The following is a 14,486-nucleotide window of genomic DNA, read 5'->3' as shown; positions in this document are numbered from 1 at the left end:
GGTTTAGAGCTTCAATGTCGCCATGTCGATGACGAAGCGGTACTTCACGTCACCGGCAATCATGCGGGCGTAAGCCTCGTTGATCTGGCGGATGTCGAGCATTTCGATGTCGCAGGTGATGTTGTGTTCGGCGCAGAAATCCAGCACTTCCTGGGTTTCGGCGATGCCGCCGATCAGCGAGCCGGCCAATACCCGGCGGCCCAAGACCAGTTTGGCCGCATGCACTGGCGGCTCTACGGGTTCGATCAACCCCACCAGAATATGCACACCGTCGAAACGCAGGGTGTCGAGGTAGGGGTTGAGGTCGTGCTGCACCGGAATGGTGTCGAGCAGGAAGTCGAAGTGACCGGCGGCAGCCTGCATCTGCGCGTCATCGGTGGACACGATCACATGGTCCGCGCCCTGGCGGCGAGCCTCTTCGGCCTTGCTTGCCGAACGGGTGAACAGCGTCACTTCGGCGCCCATGGCCTTGGCGAACTTGATGCCCATGTGGCCCAGGCCGCCCATGCCGAGAATCCCGACCTTGTCACCGGCCTTCACGCCGTAGTGCTTGAGCGGTGAGTAGGTGGTGATGCCGGCGCACAGGATCGGCGCGGCGCTGGCCAGGGCCAGTTTTTCCGGGATGCGCACCACGAAATGCTCGCTGACCACGATGCTGTCGGAGTAACCACCCATGGTGTTGCTGCCATCCACGCGGTCCGGGGTGGCGTAGGTCATGGTCGGGCCTTCGAGGCAGTATTGCTCCAGGTCGGCCTGGCAAGCTTCGCAATGGCGGCACGAATCGACCATGCAGCCAACACCGACCAGATCGCCGACTTTGTGTTGGGTGACATTCGCACCGACGGCGGTCACTTTGCCTACGATTTCGTGACCAGGCATCAGCGGGTAAACAGCAATGCCCCACTCGTTGCGGGCCTGATGGATGTCGGAATGGCAGACGCCGCAGTAGAGAATCTCGATGGCAACGTCGTCAGGCCTTGGGCTGCGACGTTCGAATTTCACGGGGGCGAGGGGAGTGGTGGCCGACTGGGCGGCGTATCCGATGGCGGTGTACATGGTGAACCTCGCAAAAGCGCTGACGGGTGAGGTGGCGCATTCTGGGCGCCGAACCCGGTAGCGACCATGGCGATTCCTCCGGGTGTCATGCCTATTCCTCCGGCATGCGGGTGTGGGCCGTCGCATTGGCCAGCGGATCTGCGATGATGCTTTCGTCCCTTTTTCCGTGACTTTTTTTGTGACTTTTTTTGTGAAGAGCCCCGATGCTGCTGACCCGTCATCTTGATGCCAATGCCAGCCTGGTTTCGCTGATCGAGCCGCTGTCCACTCGTAACGGTTTCGTCCCGACCGCGTTGCCGGGCGTGCAGGTTCTGCGGGCCAGTTGCGATGTAGCCCGTGGGCCGCAGATCTACGAGCCGAGCCTGGTGATCATCGCCCAGGGCAGCAAACTGGCGTACCTGGGGCCGCGCACCCTTGAATACGGGGCGGGGCACTATCTGATTCAGGCGCTGCCGGTGCCATTCGAGTGTGAAACCTTTGCCGCGCCGGACGGGCCGATGCTGGGCGTTTCTGTCGCGATCGACCGGGTGATGCTGGGCGAACTGGTGTTGGCGATGGGCCTGGCGCCAGGGCGGCATATTCCGGCGCAAACACCTGAGTCCATGACCTCGGCAGTGCTCGATGATGCGATGCGCGGTTGTGTCGAGCGGCTGTTGCGTTGCCTGCACGATCCGCTGGAGTGCCAGGTCATGGGGCAAGCGCGCTTGCGCGAGTTGCTGTTCGTCGCGTTACGTGGTCCACAAGCCGATGTATTGCGGGCGTTGGTTGAGCAGCAAGGGCAATTTGCCCGGATCGCGGCATCCCTCAGTCATCTGCATGCGCATTTTGCCGAACCGCTGAACGTCGAGACCCTGGCCAGTTGCGCGAACATGAGTGCGTCGACCTTTCACGAGCATTTCAAGCGCAGCACCTTGTTGTCGCCGGTGCAGTATCTGAAGCGATTGCGTCTGCTCAAGGCGCAGCAGTTGTTGCTGGGCGAGGGGCTGGGCGTGGCGCAGGTGGCGCATCGGGTGGGGTATCAGAGCACGTCGCAGTTCAGTCGCGAGTACAAGCGCTACTTCGAGCGTAATCCGGGTGATGAGCGCGCAGCCTGATCCACCGATAAACCCTGTAGGAGCGAGCCTGCTCGCGATGAGGGAGTGTCAGCCGCCGTCAATGTTTTCTGATGTACCGCTATCGCGAGCAGGCTCGCTCCTACAGTGGTTTTGTGGTGTGGCTCAAATCGCAGGCAACAAAAAGGCCCCCATTTCGGGAGCCTTGATGTTCGCGGTTCGGCTTACATGTTCGGGTAAGTCGGGCCGCCAGAGCCTTCCGGCGTCACCCAGGTGATGTTCTGTGCAGGATCCTTGATGTCACAGGTCTTGCAGTGAACGCAGTTCTGGGCGTTGATCTGGAAGCGCTTCTCGCCGTCTTCCTTGGTGATCACTTCGTACACGCCGGCCGGGCAGTAACGCTGTGCCGGCTCATCGTACAGCGGCAGGTTCTTGCTGATCGGGATGCTCGGGTCGGCCAGCTTGAGATGGCACGGCTGCTCTTCTTCGTGGTTGGTACCGGAGATGAACACCGAGCTCAGTTTGTCGAAGCTGATCTTGCCGTCCGGTTTCGGGTAGTCGATCTTCTTGCAGTCGGCCGCGAGCTTCAGGCAAGCGTAATCCGGCTTGGTGTCGTGCAGGGTGAACGGCAGTTTGCCGCCGAAGATGTTCTGATCGAGCCAGTTGAAACCGGCACCGATGATCGGGCCGAACTTGTGCATCGCCGGGCCGAAATTGCGGCTGGCGAACAGTTCGTCATAGAGCCAGCTCTGCTTGAAGGCGTCGACGTAAGTGGTCAGCTCTTCGGTGCCGTCTTTTTCAGCGAACAGTGCCTCGGCCACGGATTCAGCTGCGAGCATGCCGGACTTCATCGCGGTGTGGCTGCCTTTGATCTTGGCCACGTTCATGGTGCCCAGATCGCAACCGATCAGTGCACCGCCCTTGAAGACCATTTTCGGCAGCGAGTTGATGCCACCCTTGGCCAATGCACGCGCGCCGTAGCTGATGCGCTTGCCGCCTTCCAGGTATTGCTTGAGCACCGGGTGATGCTTGAGGCGCTGGAACTCATCGAACGGCGACAGGAAGGTGTTGCTGTAGGAAAGATCGACGATCAGGCCGACCACCACCTGGTTGTTTTCCAGGTGGTAGAGGAACGAGCCGCCGGTGTTCTCGGTGCTCATGATGTCCAGCGGCCAACCGGCAGTGTGGACCACCAGGCCTGGCTGGTGCTTGGCCGGGTCGATTTCCCAGATTTCCTTCAGGCCAATGCCGTAATGCTGGGCATCGGCTTCGCTGTCGAGGTTGAAGCGCTTGATCAGCTGCTTGCCGATATGGCCGCGGCAACCTTCGGCGAACAGCGTGTACTTGGCGCGCAGCTCCATGCCCGGGGTGTACAGGCCTTCTTTCGGATTGCCTTCGCGGTCAACGCCCAGGTCGCCGGTGATGATCCCGCGAACCACGCCGTTCTCGTCGAACAGCGCTTCCTGGGCGGCGAAGCCCGGGTAGATTTCCACGCCCAGGTTCTCGGCCTGCTGGGCCAGCCAGCGGCACAGGTTGCCCAGGGAGATGATGTAGTTGCCTTCGTTGTGCATGGTCTTGGGCACAAAGAAGTCTGGAATTTTCTGCGCGCTGTCGGCGTTTTTCAGAACGAAGATGTCATCGCGGGTGACTGGCGTATTCAGCGGCGCGCCGAGTTCTTTCCAGTTCGGGAACAGTTCGTTCAGGGCCCGTGGTTCGAACACGGCACCGGACAGAATGTGAGCACCGACTTCGGAGCCTTTTTCGACCACGCAGACGCTGATTTCCTTACCGGCTTCGGCGGCCTTCTGCTTCAAGCGGCAGGCGGCGGAAAGACCAGCGGGGCCGGCACCGACGATGACCACGTCGAATTCCATGTATTCGCGTTCCACAGGCTATCTCCTACTCAAGGCTCAACAGTTTTTTTTCTAATTTGGAAGTCGGGTGTCGCATCCGTGAATCCCTGCGCAGCGCCGGGAGAGGACAATCGATTAACCACCTTTCTCTTTGGTGGCGCATTATATCTACACCACTCTCAGCGTCCAATACAAACGTTTGTTTGAAATGGCTCAAAGCCAGAGAAATCAAAGTCACCCGGCTTATGAACGGCCATTTTGGCGTATTGACCGGAATAGGTGTTCCGGTCAAGATACGGGCGGTTTTGCGCTCGCCGTAGGCTGACTGTTGGTTTCAAGAGCACCTCTAAAGACAGGGCGATGGCAGTAGAGAGTGATGCGCTGCGCGGGGTTGATGCGCAGTTTACACGCCGCGATGTTGAATGACTCATCAGTCACCACTGACGGACGGTCATCCAGATCATGAGCGATGGTCACTTGACAGCTTTGCCGGCGTTTTTGGAGGTGCCCTTGCGCCCGATGAGCATCAACCGCCAGGTTCGCCTAGGCGACTTTCTTTTCACCGGAGAGTAACGAGGAATCCATGAAGGTTCTTGTAGCTGTCAAACGCGTTGTGGATTACAACGTCAAGGTTCGCGTCAAGGCGGACAATTCCGGCGTCGATCTTGCCAACGTCAAGATGTCGATGAACCCGTTCTGCGAGATCGCCGTGGAAGAAGCCGTACGCCTGAAAGAGAAGGGTGTTGCGACTGAAATCGTCGTCGTCTCCGTAGGCCCGTCCACCGCTCAAGAGCAACTGCGCACCGCGCTGGCTCTGGGTGCCGACCGTGCCATCCTCGTCGAGTCCGCCGAAGACCTGACTTCCCTGGCCGTTGCCAAGCTGCTGAAGGCCGTTGTCGACAAGGAACAGCCTCAGCTGGTGATCCTTGGCAAACAGGCCATCGACAGCGACAACAACCAGACTGGCCAGATGCTCGCTGCATTGAGCGGCTACGGTCAGGGCACGTTCGCTTCGAAAGTCGAAATCAACGGCGACAGCGTAGCCGTGACCCGTGAAATCGACGGCGGCGCGCAGACGGTTTCCCTGAAACTGCCGGCCATCGTCACCACCGACCTGCGTTTGAACGAGCCGCGTTATGCGTCTCTGCCAAACATCATGAAAGCCAAGAAGAAGCCTCTCGAAGTGCTGACTCCGGACGCTTTGGGCGTTTCCACCGCCTCCACCAACAAGACCCTGAAAGTCGAAGCGCCTGCTGCACGCAGCGCGGGTATCAAGGTCAAGTCGGTGGCTGAACTGGTCGAGAAACTGAAAAACGAAGCGAAGGTAATCTAAATGACTATCTTGGTTATTGCTGAACACGACAACAAAGTGCTGGCCCCGGCCACGCTGAACACCGTTGCTGCCGCTGCCAAAATCGGTGGCGACATCCACGTTCTGGTTGCAGGCCAGGGCGCTGGCGCCGTGGCTGAAGCCGCTGCGAAAGTGGCTGGCGTGGCTAAAGTGCTGGTAGCCGATAACGCTGCCTACGCGCACCAGCTGCCGGAAAACGTTGCTCCGCTGGTAGCTGAGCTGGGCAAGGGCTACAGCCACATCCTGGCTGCCGCTACTTCCAACGGCAAAAACATCCTGCCGCGCGTTGCCGCTGCACTGGACGTTGACCAGATCTCCGAGATCATCTCGGTAGAAAGCGCCGACACCTTCAAGCGTCCGATCTACGCCGGTAACGCCATCGCTACCGTTCAATCGAACGCTGCGGTCAAGGTGATCACCGTGCGTGCCACCGGTTTCGATCCGGTTGCAGCTGAAGGTGGCTCCGCTGCCGTTGAAGCTGTTGCTGCTGCCCACGACGCTGGCATCTCCAGCTTCGTTGGCGAAGAACTGGCCAAGTCCGATCGTCCGGAACTGACCGCTGCCAAGATCGTCGTTTCCGGCGGCCGTGGCATGCAGAACGGTGACAACTTCAAACACCTGTACGCCCTGGCCGACAAGCTGGGCGCTGCCGTCGGAGCATCGCGCGCCGCGGTCGATGCAGGTTTCGTACCCAACGACATGCAGGTCGGTCAGACCGGCAAGATCGTTGCGCCACAGCTGTACATCGCCGTCGGTATCTCCGGCGCGATCCAGCACCTGGCCGGCATGAAAGACTCCAAAGTGATCGTTGCGATCAACAAGGACGAAGAAGCGCCGATCTTCCAGGTGGCCGATTACGGCCTGGTGGCAGACCTGTTCGAAGCCATCCCTGAGTTGGAGAAGCTGGTCTAATCCGGCTGCTTCACTTATAAAGAGCCCGGCCTTTTGGTCGGGCTTTTTTTTGGCTTTGTCCCCTGTAGGAGCGAGCCTGCGCGCGGTGGACGTTAACGATGACGCGGGGATCCTGGATACAAGCGGTGCATTTGAAACCATCGCGAGCAGGCTCGCTCCTACAGGGATATAAACGATCTCAACGGGAGTGTGTTGCCATGGATTTGCGTCGTGTATGTGGCTGGTCATTACTACTGGGTTTGACGACATTTCCAGCACTGTCCAATGCTGCCGGCAAATGCGAACGCCTGGTGGTCACCGGCAGCCCGGACGCACCGCCGTACCTGTGGCAAGACCCGCAGAATCCCAAATACCTGATCGGTGCCAGCGCCGATTTGCTGCAGCAAGTGGCGGGGGAGTTGGGGCTCAAGGTCGAACTGCTTTATGCCGGCAAACGTGCCCAGGCCCTGGACGAAGTGCGCAGCGGGCGCATGGACATGCTGGCGGACGCGACGTTGACCGTCAGTGAGCTGGAATCCCTGGATTACATCCATCCACCCGTGCTGGAAAACGACTATCTGGTCTGGACACGCAAGGACTCGACGCTGATCTATAACGAAGCACAAGATCTGCACGGCCATTCCGGTGCCGTGTCGGAAAAGGCCCGATTGACCGCGCAATTCAGCACGTTTGCCGGACAGCAGCTAACCCTCACGCGCACGTCCAGCCTGACCCAGGCCTTTCAGAAACTATTGTTGGGCGAGGTCGAGTTTGTACTGGCAGGACGTTACTCGGGCATGGCGACCGCACAGACACTGGGCATGGCCAGTGATCTGGTCGCGCGCTCGCAACCGGTCGACAAGCCAGGCCTGTACCTGGCGATTTCCCATGACTCGGCGTGCAACGATCCGTGGTTGCGCGGACAGTTGGCCAAAAAGATGACAGAATTGCCCGCGTCCGGACTGACGGAGGCCGTGCTGATACGCAATATCGAGCGATGGAAGGCACAACGCTCACAACCACAGCCAATCCCCCCGCAACAACCCGTCAGTACCCCAAAACAGTAAGGATTTTCAGTGAGTATTCGACCTCTTTTCGCTGCCGTGGCCTTTGCCGCCCTGGCGGGTTGTGCAACCGATCCTGCGCCGAATGAACAGATTCGCCTGACCGAACAGGCGCTCGAACAGGCCAAGGCCGTGGGCGCCACCGCCGACGATGTGCCGGAAATGAAACTGGCCGAAGACAAGTTCAATCGCGCCAAGGGCAACATGACCGATCAATCCTTCAAAAACGCACGCATGCGGGCCGAACAGGCCGAACTCGATGCGCGCCTGGCTGAAGCCAAGGTGTTGACGGCCAAGAGCGAGGAACAGTTGAACGTGCTTAACACCCGCATCGCCCGCCTGCAAAAGCAACTGGGAGATGCCGAATGAGCCTCAAGAGCAAAGCCCTCGGCGGTTTGATCCTGGCAGGCTGTGCGAGCCTCTTTGGTTGCGCCAGCCAGCACAGCGAGACTGCATTGCAGCAGGCCGGCGCCGACTTTCAGAAGGTCAAGGAAGACTCCAATGTGCTGCGAATCGCCCCCAAGGACGTGATTCGCGCCGGTGAGTCCCTGGCCCGTGCCGATCGCCTGTCCAGTTATTGGGGCAGCGGTTCGGACGTGGTGCATTACGCCTACCTGAGCCAACGCTATAGCGCCATTGCCCGGGAACACACCAATCAGGCGCTCAATGAAGAGCAAGCGGCGAAGCTTGAACTGGAGCGGCAGCGCCTGCAACTGGCACTGCGTGAATCCAAACTGTTCAGCGTGCAGCAGCAAGGCAAATGGCTCGAGGAGCAGATCCTGGCATTGACGACCAGCCAGACCGACCGCGGTCTGGTGATGACCTTGGGCGACATGCTGTTCGACACCGGCGAAGCAGAATTGAAACCGTCGGCCAATCGTGTGGTGTTGAAGATCGTGCAGTTCCTGCAACTCAACCCCAAGCGTGTGGTGCGGATCGAAGGTTATACGGACAGTACCGGGGGCAAGCAGGAAAACCTCAAGCTGTCCCGCGACCGCGCACAATCGGTGGCTGACGTGCTGATGGACCTGGGCATCGACGACAAGCGCATCCAGGTCGAGGGTTATGGCGACGAGTATCCGGTGGACGCGAATGCGTCGGAACGGGGCCGTGCGCAGAACCGTCGGGTGGAAATTGTGTTTTCCGACGAAAAGGGCCAGCTCGGCGCTGCCCGCTAAGGGTTGCGTCGCTGGAAAACCCGGCCTGCCATGCAGCGCCGGGTTTTTTTATGTCCGCCGATTACTGCAAAAAACAGTACAGATTTTGCTGACACTGCACTGTACGGTCGACTATTGTGGCAACTGTCCCCGTACACTTCTAAACTGTTCCGGTATTGTTTCACACAAGAATAAAATGCCCGTGAAATCGAGTGCTGCGTCATGACCAATCTTTTGCTCTATCAACGTATTGCTCAACAACTGGCCGAAGACATCCGCCGTGGGGTCTATCAGCCGGGAGAGCGCGTGCCTTCGGTGCGCAAGATGAGCTCGCAGCTCAATGTCAGCCATGCGACGGTGTTGCAGGCATATGCCAATCTCGAGGATCAGGGGCTGATCCGCGCCCGGCCGCAGTCGGGTTACTACGTGCACCAGACGCCGGCACTCACCGCACCGACGCCGGACATCGCCCGGGTCGAGCGCCCCGGCCTGGTCACCCGCAGCAGCATCATTCAGCAAGTCCTGGTCGAGTCCCGTCGTGAAGGTGTCTTCCCGCTGGGCGCTGCGGTGCCGAGTGTCGACTATTTGCCGGTGCGGGCACTGCATCAGCAATTGGCCAAGGTCACCCGTTTCCATAGCCCGCGGGCCTTCAGCTACATGTTCAGCCCTGGTTTCGAGCCGTTGCGCCGTCAGGTGGCGATCCGCATGCGCGATGCCGGCGTGGTGGTCGATCCGTCGGAAGTGGTGATCACTCACGGCTGCGTCGATGCGCTGCAGATGTCTTTGCGCGTGCTGACCCGTCCGGGCGATCTGATTGCAGCCGAGTCGCCGACCTATTACGGGTTGCTGCAACTGGCCGATCTGTTGGGCCTCAAGGTCATCGAGATCCCCAGCGATCCGGCCACGGGCATGAGCCTGGAAGCCCTGCAACTGGCGGCCAACCAATGGTCGATCAAGGCGTTGGTGCTGACCACGCGACTGAGCAATCCATTGGGCGGCACCATGCCGGAGGAGCGGCAGAAACAATTGCTGCGCCTGGCGTCGGACTTCGATATCCAGATTGTCGAAGACGATATCTACGGCGAGCTGATGTTCGAACAGGGGCGCACCAAGTCCCTCAAGGCCTACGATCGGCTGGACCGGGTGATCTATTGCTCAAGCTTCTCTAAAACCCTGTCGCCTGGCGTGCGGATCGGCTGGATGATTGCCGGCAAGTATCAGCAGGAAATCCAGCGCTTGCAGACCTTCAGCACGCATTCCGCGTGCAGCGTGACCCAGATGGGCATCGCCGCTTACCTGGAAAATGGCGGGTACGACCGGCATTTGCGCTTCATCCGTCAGGAATACCGGAAAAACCTCAGTGCCTTCCAGCTGGCTGTGCAGCAGTATTTTCCGGAAGGCACGCAGATGACCCGGCCTACCGGCGGCTTCATTCTGTGGGTCAGTCTGCCGGGGCGGGTTAACACGCAAGAATTGCACGTGCGGGCATTGCAGCAGGGCATCAGTATCGCGCCGGGACTGATCTTCAGTAATACCGAGCAATTCAATCACTGCATCCGCCTCAATTGCGGCATCCCGTGGAACCGTGAAGCCGAGCGCGCATTGATGACCCTGGGCATGCTGGCCACGCAACTCTGCCAGGAGATGGCAGGCGGTTTGTAACAGGCTGCTACCGCGCTTGTCTTGTGGGCTGCAACAGGCGAGCATATGCGCCTCTGCCGCTTGCACCCACCGTGGGATACATGAAACCGATTTTTCCTGCCGCCTGGCTATTGCTCTGTCTGTTTGCGAGTATTCAGCCGGCATCCGCCGTCGCCGCTACCGAGCAGGAACAGGCTACCGGCAGTTTCCACGTCGCACCGATAAAAACCGAACCTGCAAAAAAAACTTCGACAGTCCAAAAAACGGCGACGCCCGCGAAAAAGCGTCCACCCATCGCCTCCAAATCGAAATCGGCCAGCGAGGTGGTAAAGACCGAACTTCCATCCGCCAAGCTGGACCTGAGTTTGCCCAAGGATATGGTCCAGGAACTGAAGCCGGCAGGAACGGTACCGTTGACCAGACGTGAACCGTTATTGCCCGAGATGTTCGGTGACAAAAGCGGCAGCAGCCAGTTCCAGCTCAACGGCCGCCTGATCACCAATGAAATGCAGCTGCAGTTGCGCAATGAAGAGCGTCGCGAGGTCGAAGGCGCGGCACTGGACTTCGAGTTCAAGCAGTAATCCTGTCCGGATCCGCGAGCCGCAGACCAGACGCTTTGTCGGAGACTGGTCGGTCATGCCCGTTTGCATTGAAAAACCCGCTCGCAGGTAATTTAAAACAACTGTTTTAGCAGGTACTCTGTGCCCCGTCCTTTTACACATTGCCCGTCGCGAGGAGCTTGTCGTCATGAAATGCCGTGAGGGCTGTGGCGCTTGTTGCATTGCCCCTTCCATCAGTTCACCGATTCCCGGAATGCCCAACGGCAAAGCCGCAGGGGAGCGTTGCCTGCAACTTTCCTCCGATAACCTGTGCAATATTTTCGGCCAGCCGGAACGGCCGGCGGTGTGTTCTGCTTTCGAGGCCGACCCCGAAGTGTGCGGAAGCAGCAGCGAAGAAGCGATCCGGTTGATTGGCTGGTGGGAGCAAATGACGGCGGCGTGATGTGTGGGCTTGCACCTGTGATCACCTCCGAAAAACCTGAAGGTGATCGCAGGTGCAAGCTCAACGTACGGAACTTCAACAATAAGGAATAAGACTATGGGTTCGCTGCATCGTATTGCTGTGCTGTGTGGTTTGACGGTTGTGCTGGCTACTTCGACGGCCCGGGCCGAAGACTGGAAAGTCAAAAAAGACGAAGACGGCATCAAGATCTCCCTGAGTGAAGTGGCCGGCTCCGACTACAAGGCCTACCAGGGCGTCACGCTGATGAAAACCACCATAGCCAAGTTGCGCGCGTTGCAGGAAGACGTGTCCGGAGCCTGCGCCTGGATTCACGAATGCAAAACCCAGAAGTTGCTCAAGCACGAAGGTGACCAGAGCTGGACCTACACTCAGTTCAACACCCCGTGGCCGGTTACTCCGCGTGATTCGGTGCTGCACGTCACTACCCTCGAAGGAGCCGATGGCAGCCTGACCCGCAAGCTCGAAGGCGTACCGAAGTACATTCCTGAAGAAAAAGGCTTCGTCCGGGTCGCCAAGGTCGCCGGTTTCTGGAAGTTCGTGCCCAAGGGCGACCAGGTCGAAGTGACCTATCAGGTGCACACCGAGCCCGGCGGCAGCGTGCCGTCGCTGGTGGCCAACAAGTTTGTGGTGGATGCCCCGTTCAATACCTTGAAAGCCCTCAAGGAACGCGCCGAGAAGTAACGCTGTCGTTCTTTCAAGGTGACTTCGTAGCGCCCCGACCGGTTCGGGGCGTTTGCGTTTTTGACGGACGCGGGCGCTTTAATTTGTTTCCGGATATGCGTTGCACGAAATTTTCACCCCGTCTCCAAGACAATTCGCCGGCTCTCCCGCAGCACGCTGCGTATTCCTGAATGCAGGATGAAACAGTCGGGATGAGGGTAGTAATCAATGGCAATGCAGCCGTTGATCGTGCAACATTTGCGCACCGCGCAAACCCCAGGCCTTGTACGGGCCGAAAAGAGGGCAAGGCGCAGCTGTATTTTTGAAACTTTAACTTCCAATGGGTCCTAAAACGACATGGCAATCCCGGACGCCCTGAATCAGCAGCGAGCTTCTAGTCGCCTGCTGCAACCGACCGTCAAATCGCATCTGGCCTACACGCTGTTGTGTGCCCTGGTCATGATGGTCATGTTCAGCCTGCTGCGCGTCGCGCTGCTGGTTTACAACCGCTCGATGATCCTCGACACACCGGCCTCGACCTTCCTTGAGGCATTCGCCAACGGTCTGCGTTTCGACTTGCGTCTGGTGATCTATCTCAGCATTCCGTTGCTGCTGGCATTGTTCAGCGCCCGGGCCATGGCGGCACGCGGGCTGTTCCGTCTGTGGCTGACGATCGTCTCCAGCATTGCGCTGTTCCTGGGCCTGATGGAGATGGACTTCTACCGTGAGTTCCACCAGCGTCTCAACGGCCTGGTCTTCCAGTACGTCAAGGAAGATCCGAAAACCGTGATGAGCATGCTCTGGTACGGTTTCCCGGTGGTCCGTTACCTGTTGGCATGGGCCGTGGGCACCTGGATCCTGAGCCTGGCATTCAAGGGCGCCGACCGTGCGACCCGTCCCCGTGGCCCGTTCAGTGGCGGCAGCATCGGCACGCGCCAGGTTGCGCCTTGGTACGCGCGTATCGCGGTATTCGTGGTGTGCCTGCTGGTTTGCGTGGTCGCCGCGCGTGGCACTCTGCGTCAAGGCCCGCCATTGCGCTGGGGTGACGTCTACACTACCAACTCGAACTTCGCCAACCAGTTGGGCCTCAATGGCACCCTGCAACTGGTTGCCGCAGCGAAAAGCCGGATGTCCGAAGAACGCGACAACATCTGGAAGGCCACCCTGCCTCAAGGGCAAGCCCAGCAAGTCGTGCGTGACATGCTGGTGCTGCCCGACGAGAAACTGGTAGACGCCGACATGGCCGCCGTACGTCGTGACTACACGCCGCCGACCGACAAGACCCTGCCGATCAAGAACGTCGTCGTGATCCTGATGGAAAGCATGGCCGGTCACTCGGTGGGGGCTTTGGGCGGGCCGGGCAACATCACGCCGTACCTCGACAAGCTGTCGAAGGAAGGCCTGCTGTTCGACCGCTTCTTCTCCAACGGTACTCATACCCACCAGGGCATGTTCGCCACCATGGGTTGCTTCCCGAACCTGCCGGGTTTCGAATACCTGATGCAGACCCCGGAAGGCAGCCACAAGCTGTCTGGCCTGCCGCAGTTGCTCAGTGCCCGTCACTATGACGACGTGTATGTCTACAACGGTGATTTCGCCTGGGATAACCAGTCGGGCTTCTTCAGCAACCAGGGCATGACCAACTTCATCGGCCGTAACGACTTCGTTAACCCGGTGTTCTCCGACCCGACATGGGGCGTGTCCGACCAGGATATGTTCGATCGCAGCCTGCAAGAGCTCAAGGCGCGGGAAAACGGCAAACCGTTCTATGCCTTGCTGCAAACCCTGTCCAACCACACGCCTTACGCCTTGCCGACGCCATTGCCGGTCGAGCGGGTGACCAATCGCGGCAGCCTGAACGAGCACTTGACCGCCATGCGTTACGCGGACTGGGCGCTGGGCCAGTTCTTTGAAAAGGCCCGCAAGGAGCCGTACTTCAAGGAAACCCTGTTCGTCATCGTCGGTGACCACGGTTTCGGCAACGAACAGCAAATCACTGAAATGGACCTGGGCCGCTTCAACGTGCCGATGTTGATGATCGCGCCGGGCATCCAGGAAAAGTTCGGTCAGCGTGACCACACCGTGGGCACCCAGATCGACGTCGTGCCGACCATCATGGGCCGCCTGGGCGGCGAAACTCGCCAGCAATGCTGGGGCCGCGACCTGCTCAACCTGCCTGAAGGCGATAAGGGTTTTGGTGTGATCAAACCTTCGGGTAACGAGCAGACCACGGCCATCCTCAGCGACGACCGGATCCTTGTACTGCCGAAGGAAAAGGACATGGCGCCAAAGTTGTATCAGTACGAAATGGGCGCTACGCCGCATGCCGAGATCATTGCGGATGCACCGGGTACCGCTGAGTTGAAGCTCAAGCTCGAAGCGTTCCTGCAAACCGCGACCAAGAGTCTGCTGGACAACACTGCCGGTGTAGTTCACGGCACGCCGCAGTAAGTTGTGACGCGACAGAAAAGAGGCTCTTTTAGAGCCTCTTTTTTTGTGCGCCCAGCATGGGCGCAATCTTGCGGGTGAAAGTCCCGTCGTAAGCTGACCACAGCGAACGAAGTGAAGCGCAACTGCATGAGGGCGACCGAGTGTGGGGAGGAAGCGTGAATCGAAACCGCGAGCCGATGGACAAGAACCGGATATAAGGCGAAGCCGATCAGGGCGAGCGAGCAAAAGATCGCGAAGCTCTTGTGGTCAAGGATCAGGCTGCGTAAATCCGGCGGTTGTGCGGGGAA

14 protein-coding genes are annotated in these 14,486 nt (G+C 59.2%); 11 read left to right on the top strand and 3 right to left on the bottom strand.

The window, feature by feature from the left end:
* Positions 1–3 precede the first annotated feature (3 nt).
* Positions 4–1,056 carry an NAD(P)-dependent alcohol dehydrogenase gene (locus tag AC1DU9_RS13595; protein WP_457266336.1) on the bottom strand — a complete coding sequence of 351 codons (1,053 nt, stop codon included), beginning with the start codon at positions 1,054–1,056 and terminating at the stop codon, positions 4–6.
* 203 nt (positions 1,057–1,259) lie between these two features.
* Here AC1DU9_RS13595 and AC1DU9_RS13590 point away from each other — a divergent pair, with 203 nt between their 5' ends.
* Entirely contained in the window at positions 1,260–2,150 is an 891-nt protein-coding gene (locus tag AC1DU9_RS13590; protein WP_457266335.1) for an AraC family transcriptional regulator, read from the top strand.
* A gap of 182 nt (positions 2,151–2,332) precedes the next feature.
* On the opposite strand, the gene AC1DU9_RS13585 is transcribed toward AC1DU9_RS13590, so the two are convergent.
* Entirely contained in the window at positions 2,333–3,997 is a 1,665-nt protein-coding gene (locus tag AC1DU9_RS13585; RefSeq protein WP_223459546.1) for an electron transfer flavoprotein-ubiquinone oxidoreductase, read from the bottom strand.
* A 547-nt stretch (positions 3,998–4,544) separates the two neighbouring features.
* Between AC1DU9_RS13585 and AC1DU9_RS13580 the strand changes: the two genes are divergently transcribed.
* The 10 genes from AC1DU9_RS13580 (at position 4,545) to AC1DU9_RS13535 (ending at position 14,199) form a co-directional block, all read left to right on the top strand.
* Positions 4,545–5,294: an electron transfer flavoprotein subunit beta/FixA family protein gene (locus tag AC1DU9_RS13580; protein WP_223459544.1), complete on the top strand. Its 750-nt coding sequence runs from the start codon at positions 4,545–4,547 to the stop codon at positions 5,292–5,294.
* Positions 5,295–6,224 carry an electron transfer flavoprotein subunit alpha/FixB family protein gene (locus tag AC1DU9_RS13575; RefSeq protein ID WP_056727194.1) on the top strand — a complete coding sequence of 310 codons (930 nt, stop codon included), beginning with the start codon at positions 5,295–5,297 and terminating at the stop codon, positions 6,222–6,224.
* A 197-nt stretch (positions 6,225–6,421) separates the two neighbouring features.
* Positions 6,422–7,270 (top strand): substrate-binding periplasmic protein, encoded by an 849-nt coding sequence (locus tag AC1DU9_RS13570; RefSeq protein WP_223459542.1) that lies wholly within the window; start codon positions 6,422–6,424, stop codon positions 7,268–7,270.
* Positions 7,271–7,279: 9 nt separating this feature from the next.
* The gene (locus AC1DU9_RS13565) at positions 7,280–7,636 is read left to right on the top strand and encodes a DUF4398 domain-containing protein (protein WP_223459540.1); all 357 of its coding nucleotides are present in this window, start codon (positions 7,280–7,282) and stop codon (positions 7,634–7,636) included.
* Entirely contained in the window at positions 7,633–8,445 is an 813-nt protein-coding gene (locus AC1DU9_RS13560) for an OmpA family protein (protein ID WP_223459538.1), read from the top strand. Before AC1DU9_RS13565 ends, AC1DU9_RS13560 begins: the two co-directional genes overlap by 4 nt.
* Before the next feature lie 201 nt (positions 8,446–8,646).
* Positions 8,647–10,086 (top strand): aminotransferase-like domain-containing protein, encoded by a 1,440-nt coding sequence (locus tag AC1DU9_RS13555; RefSeq protein WP_008050371.1) that lies wholly within the window; start codon positions 8,647–8,649, stop codon positions 10,084–10,086.
* Between the two features lie 80 nt (positions 10,087–10,166).
* Positions 10,167–10,646, top strand: a complete 480-nt coding sequence (locus AC1DU9_RS13550) for a translation initiation factor 2 (protein WP_223459797.1) — start codon at positions 10,167–10,169, stop codon at positions 10,644–10,646.
* Positions 10,647–10,812: 166 nt separating this feature from the next.
* Positions 10,813–11,067 carry a YkgJ family cysteine cluster protein gene (locus AC1DU9_RS13545; RefSeq protein WP_108215386.1) on the top strand — a complete coding sequence of 85 codons (255 nt, stop codon included), beginning with the start codon at positions 10,813–10,815 and terminating at the stop codon, positions 11,065–11,067.
* A 96-nt stretch (positions 11,068–11,163) separates the two neighbouring features.
* Complete coding sequence (locus AC1DU9_RS13540) at positions 11,164–11,769, top strand: START domain-containing protein (protein WP_223459536.1); 606 nt, start codon at positions 11,164–11,166, stop codon at positions 11,767–11,769.
* Positions 11,770–12,105: 336 nt separating this feature from the next.
* A complete protein-coding gene (locus tag AC1DU9_RS13535; protein ID WP_477810305.1) occupies positions 12,106–14,199 on the top strand; it encodes an LTA synthase family protein in 2,094 nt (697 codons plus the stop codon).
* Here the strand turns inward: AC1DU9_RS13535 and AC1DU9_RS13530 are convergent.
* Positions 14,181–14,486: hypothetical protein (locus AC1DU9_RS13530; RefSeq protein ID WP_477810304.1), on the bottom strand; the 306-nt coding region annotated here is incomplete at its 5' end. The genes AC1DU9_RS13535 and AC1DU9_RS13530 overlap by 19 nt on opposite strands.

It is taken from the genome of Pseudomonas sp. P4_C1 (assembly GCF_056402155.1).
The sequence above is the reverse complement of the archived record's forward strand: the minus strand, read 5'-3'. Positions and strand labels throughout refer to the sequence as shown.

What these genes read in the sequence shown, in the direction of transcription:
- AC1DU9_RS13595 (WP_457266336.1), bottom strand. Translation starts at nt 1,056, where the DNA reads ATGTACACCGCCATCGGATACGCCGCCCAGTCGGCCACCACTCCCCTC.
- AC1DU9_RS13590 (WP_457266335.1), top strand. Translation starts at nt 1,260, where the DNA reads ATGCTGCTGACCCGTCATCTTGATGCCAATGCCAGCCTGGTTTCGCTG.
- AC1DU9_RS13580 (WP_223459544.1), top strand. Translation starts at nt 4,545, where the DNA reads ATGAAGGTTCTTGTAGCTGTCAAACGCGTTGTGGATTACAACGTCAAG.
- AC1DU9_RS13575 (WP_056727194.1), top strand. Translation starts at nt 5,295, where the DNA reads ATGACTATCTTGGTTATTGCTGAACACGACAACAAAGTGCTGGCCCCG.
- AC1DU9_RS13570 (WP_223459542.1), top strand. Translation starts at nt 6,422, where the DNA reads ATGGATTTGCGTCGTGTATGTGGCTGGTCATTACTACTGGGTTTGACG.
- AC1DU9_RS13560 (WP_223459538.1), top strand. Translation starts at nt 7,633, where the DNA reads ATGAGCCTCAAGAGCAAAGCCCTCGGCGGTTTGATCCTGGCAGGCTGT.
- AC1DU9_RS13555 (WP_008050371.1), top strand. Translation starts at nt 8,647, where the DNA reads ATGACCAATCTTTTGCTCTATCAACGTATTGCTCAACAACTGGCCGAA.
- AC1DU9_RS13550 (WP_223459797.1), top strand. Translation starts at nt 10,167, where the DNA reads ATGAAACCGATTTTTCCTGCCGCCTGGCTATTGCTCTGTCTGTTTGCG.
- AC1DU9_RS13545 (WP_108215386.1), top strand. Translation starts at nt 10,813, where the DNA reads ATGAAATGCCGTGAGGGCTGTGGCGCTTGTTGCATTGCCCCTTCCATC.
- AC1DU9_RS13540 (WP_223459536.1), top strand. Translation starts at nt 11,164, where the DNA reads ATGGGTTCGCTGCATCGTATTGCTGTGCTGTGTGGTTTGACGGTTGTG.
- AC1DU9_RS13535 (WP_477810305.1), top strand. Translation starts at nt 12,106, where the DNA reads ATGGCAATCCCGGACGCCCTGAATCAGCAGCGAGCTTCTAGTCGCCTG.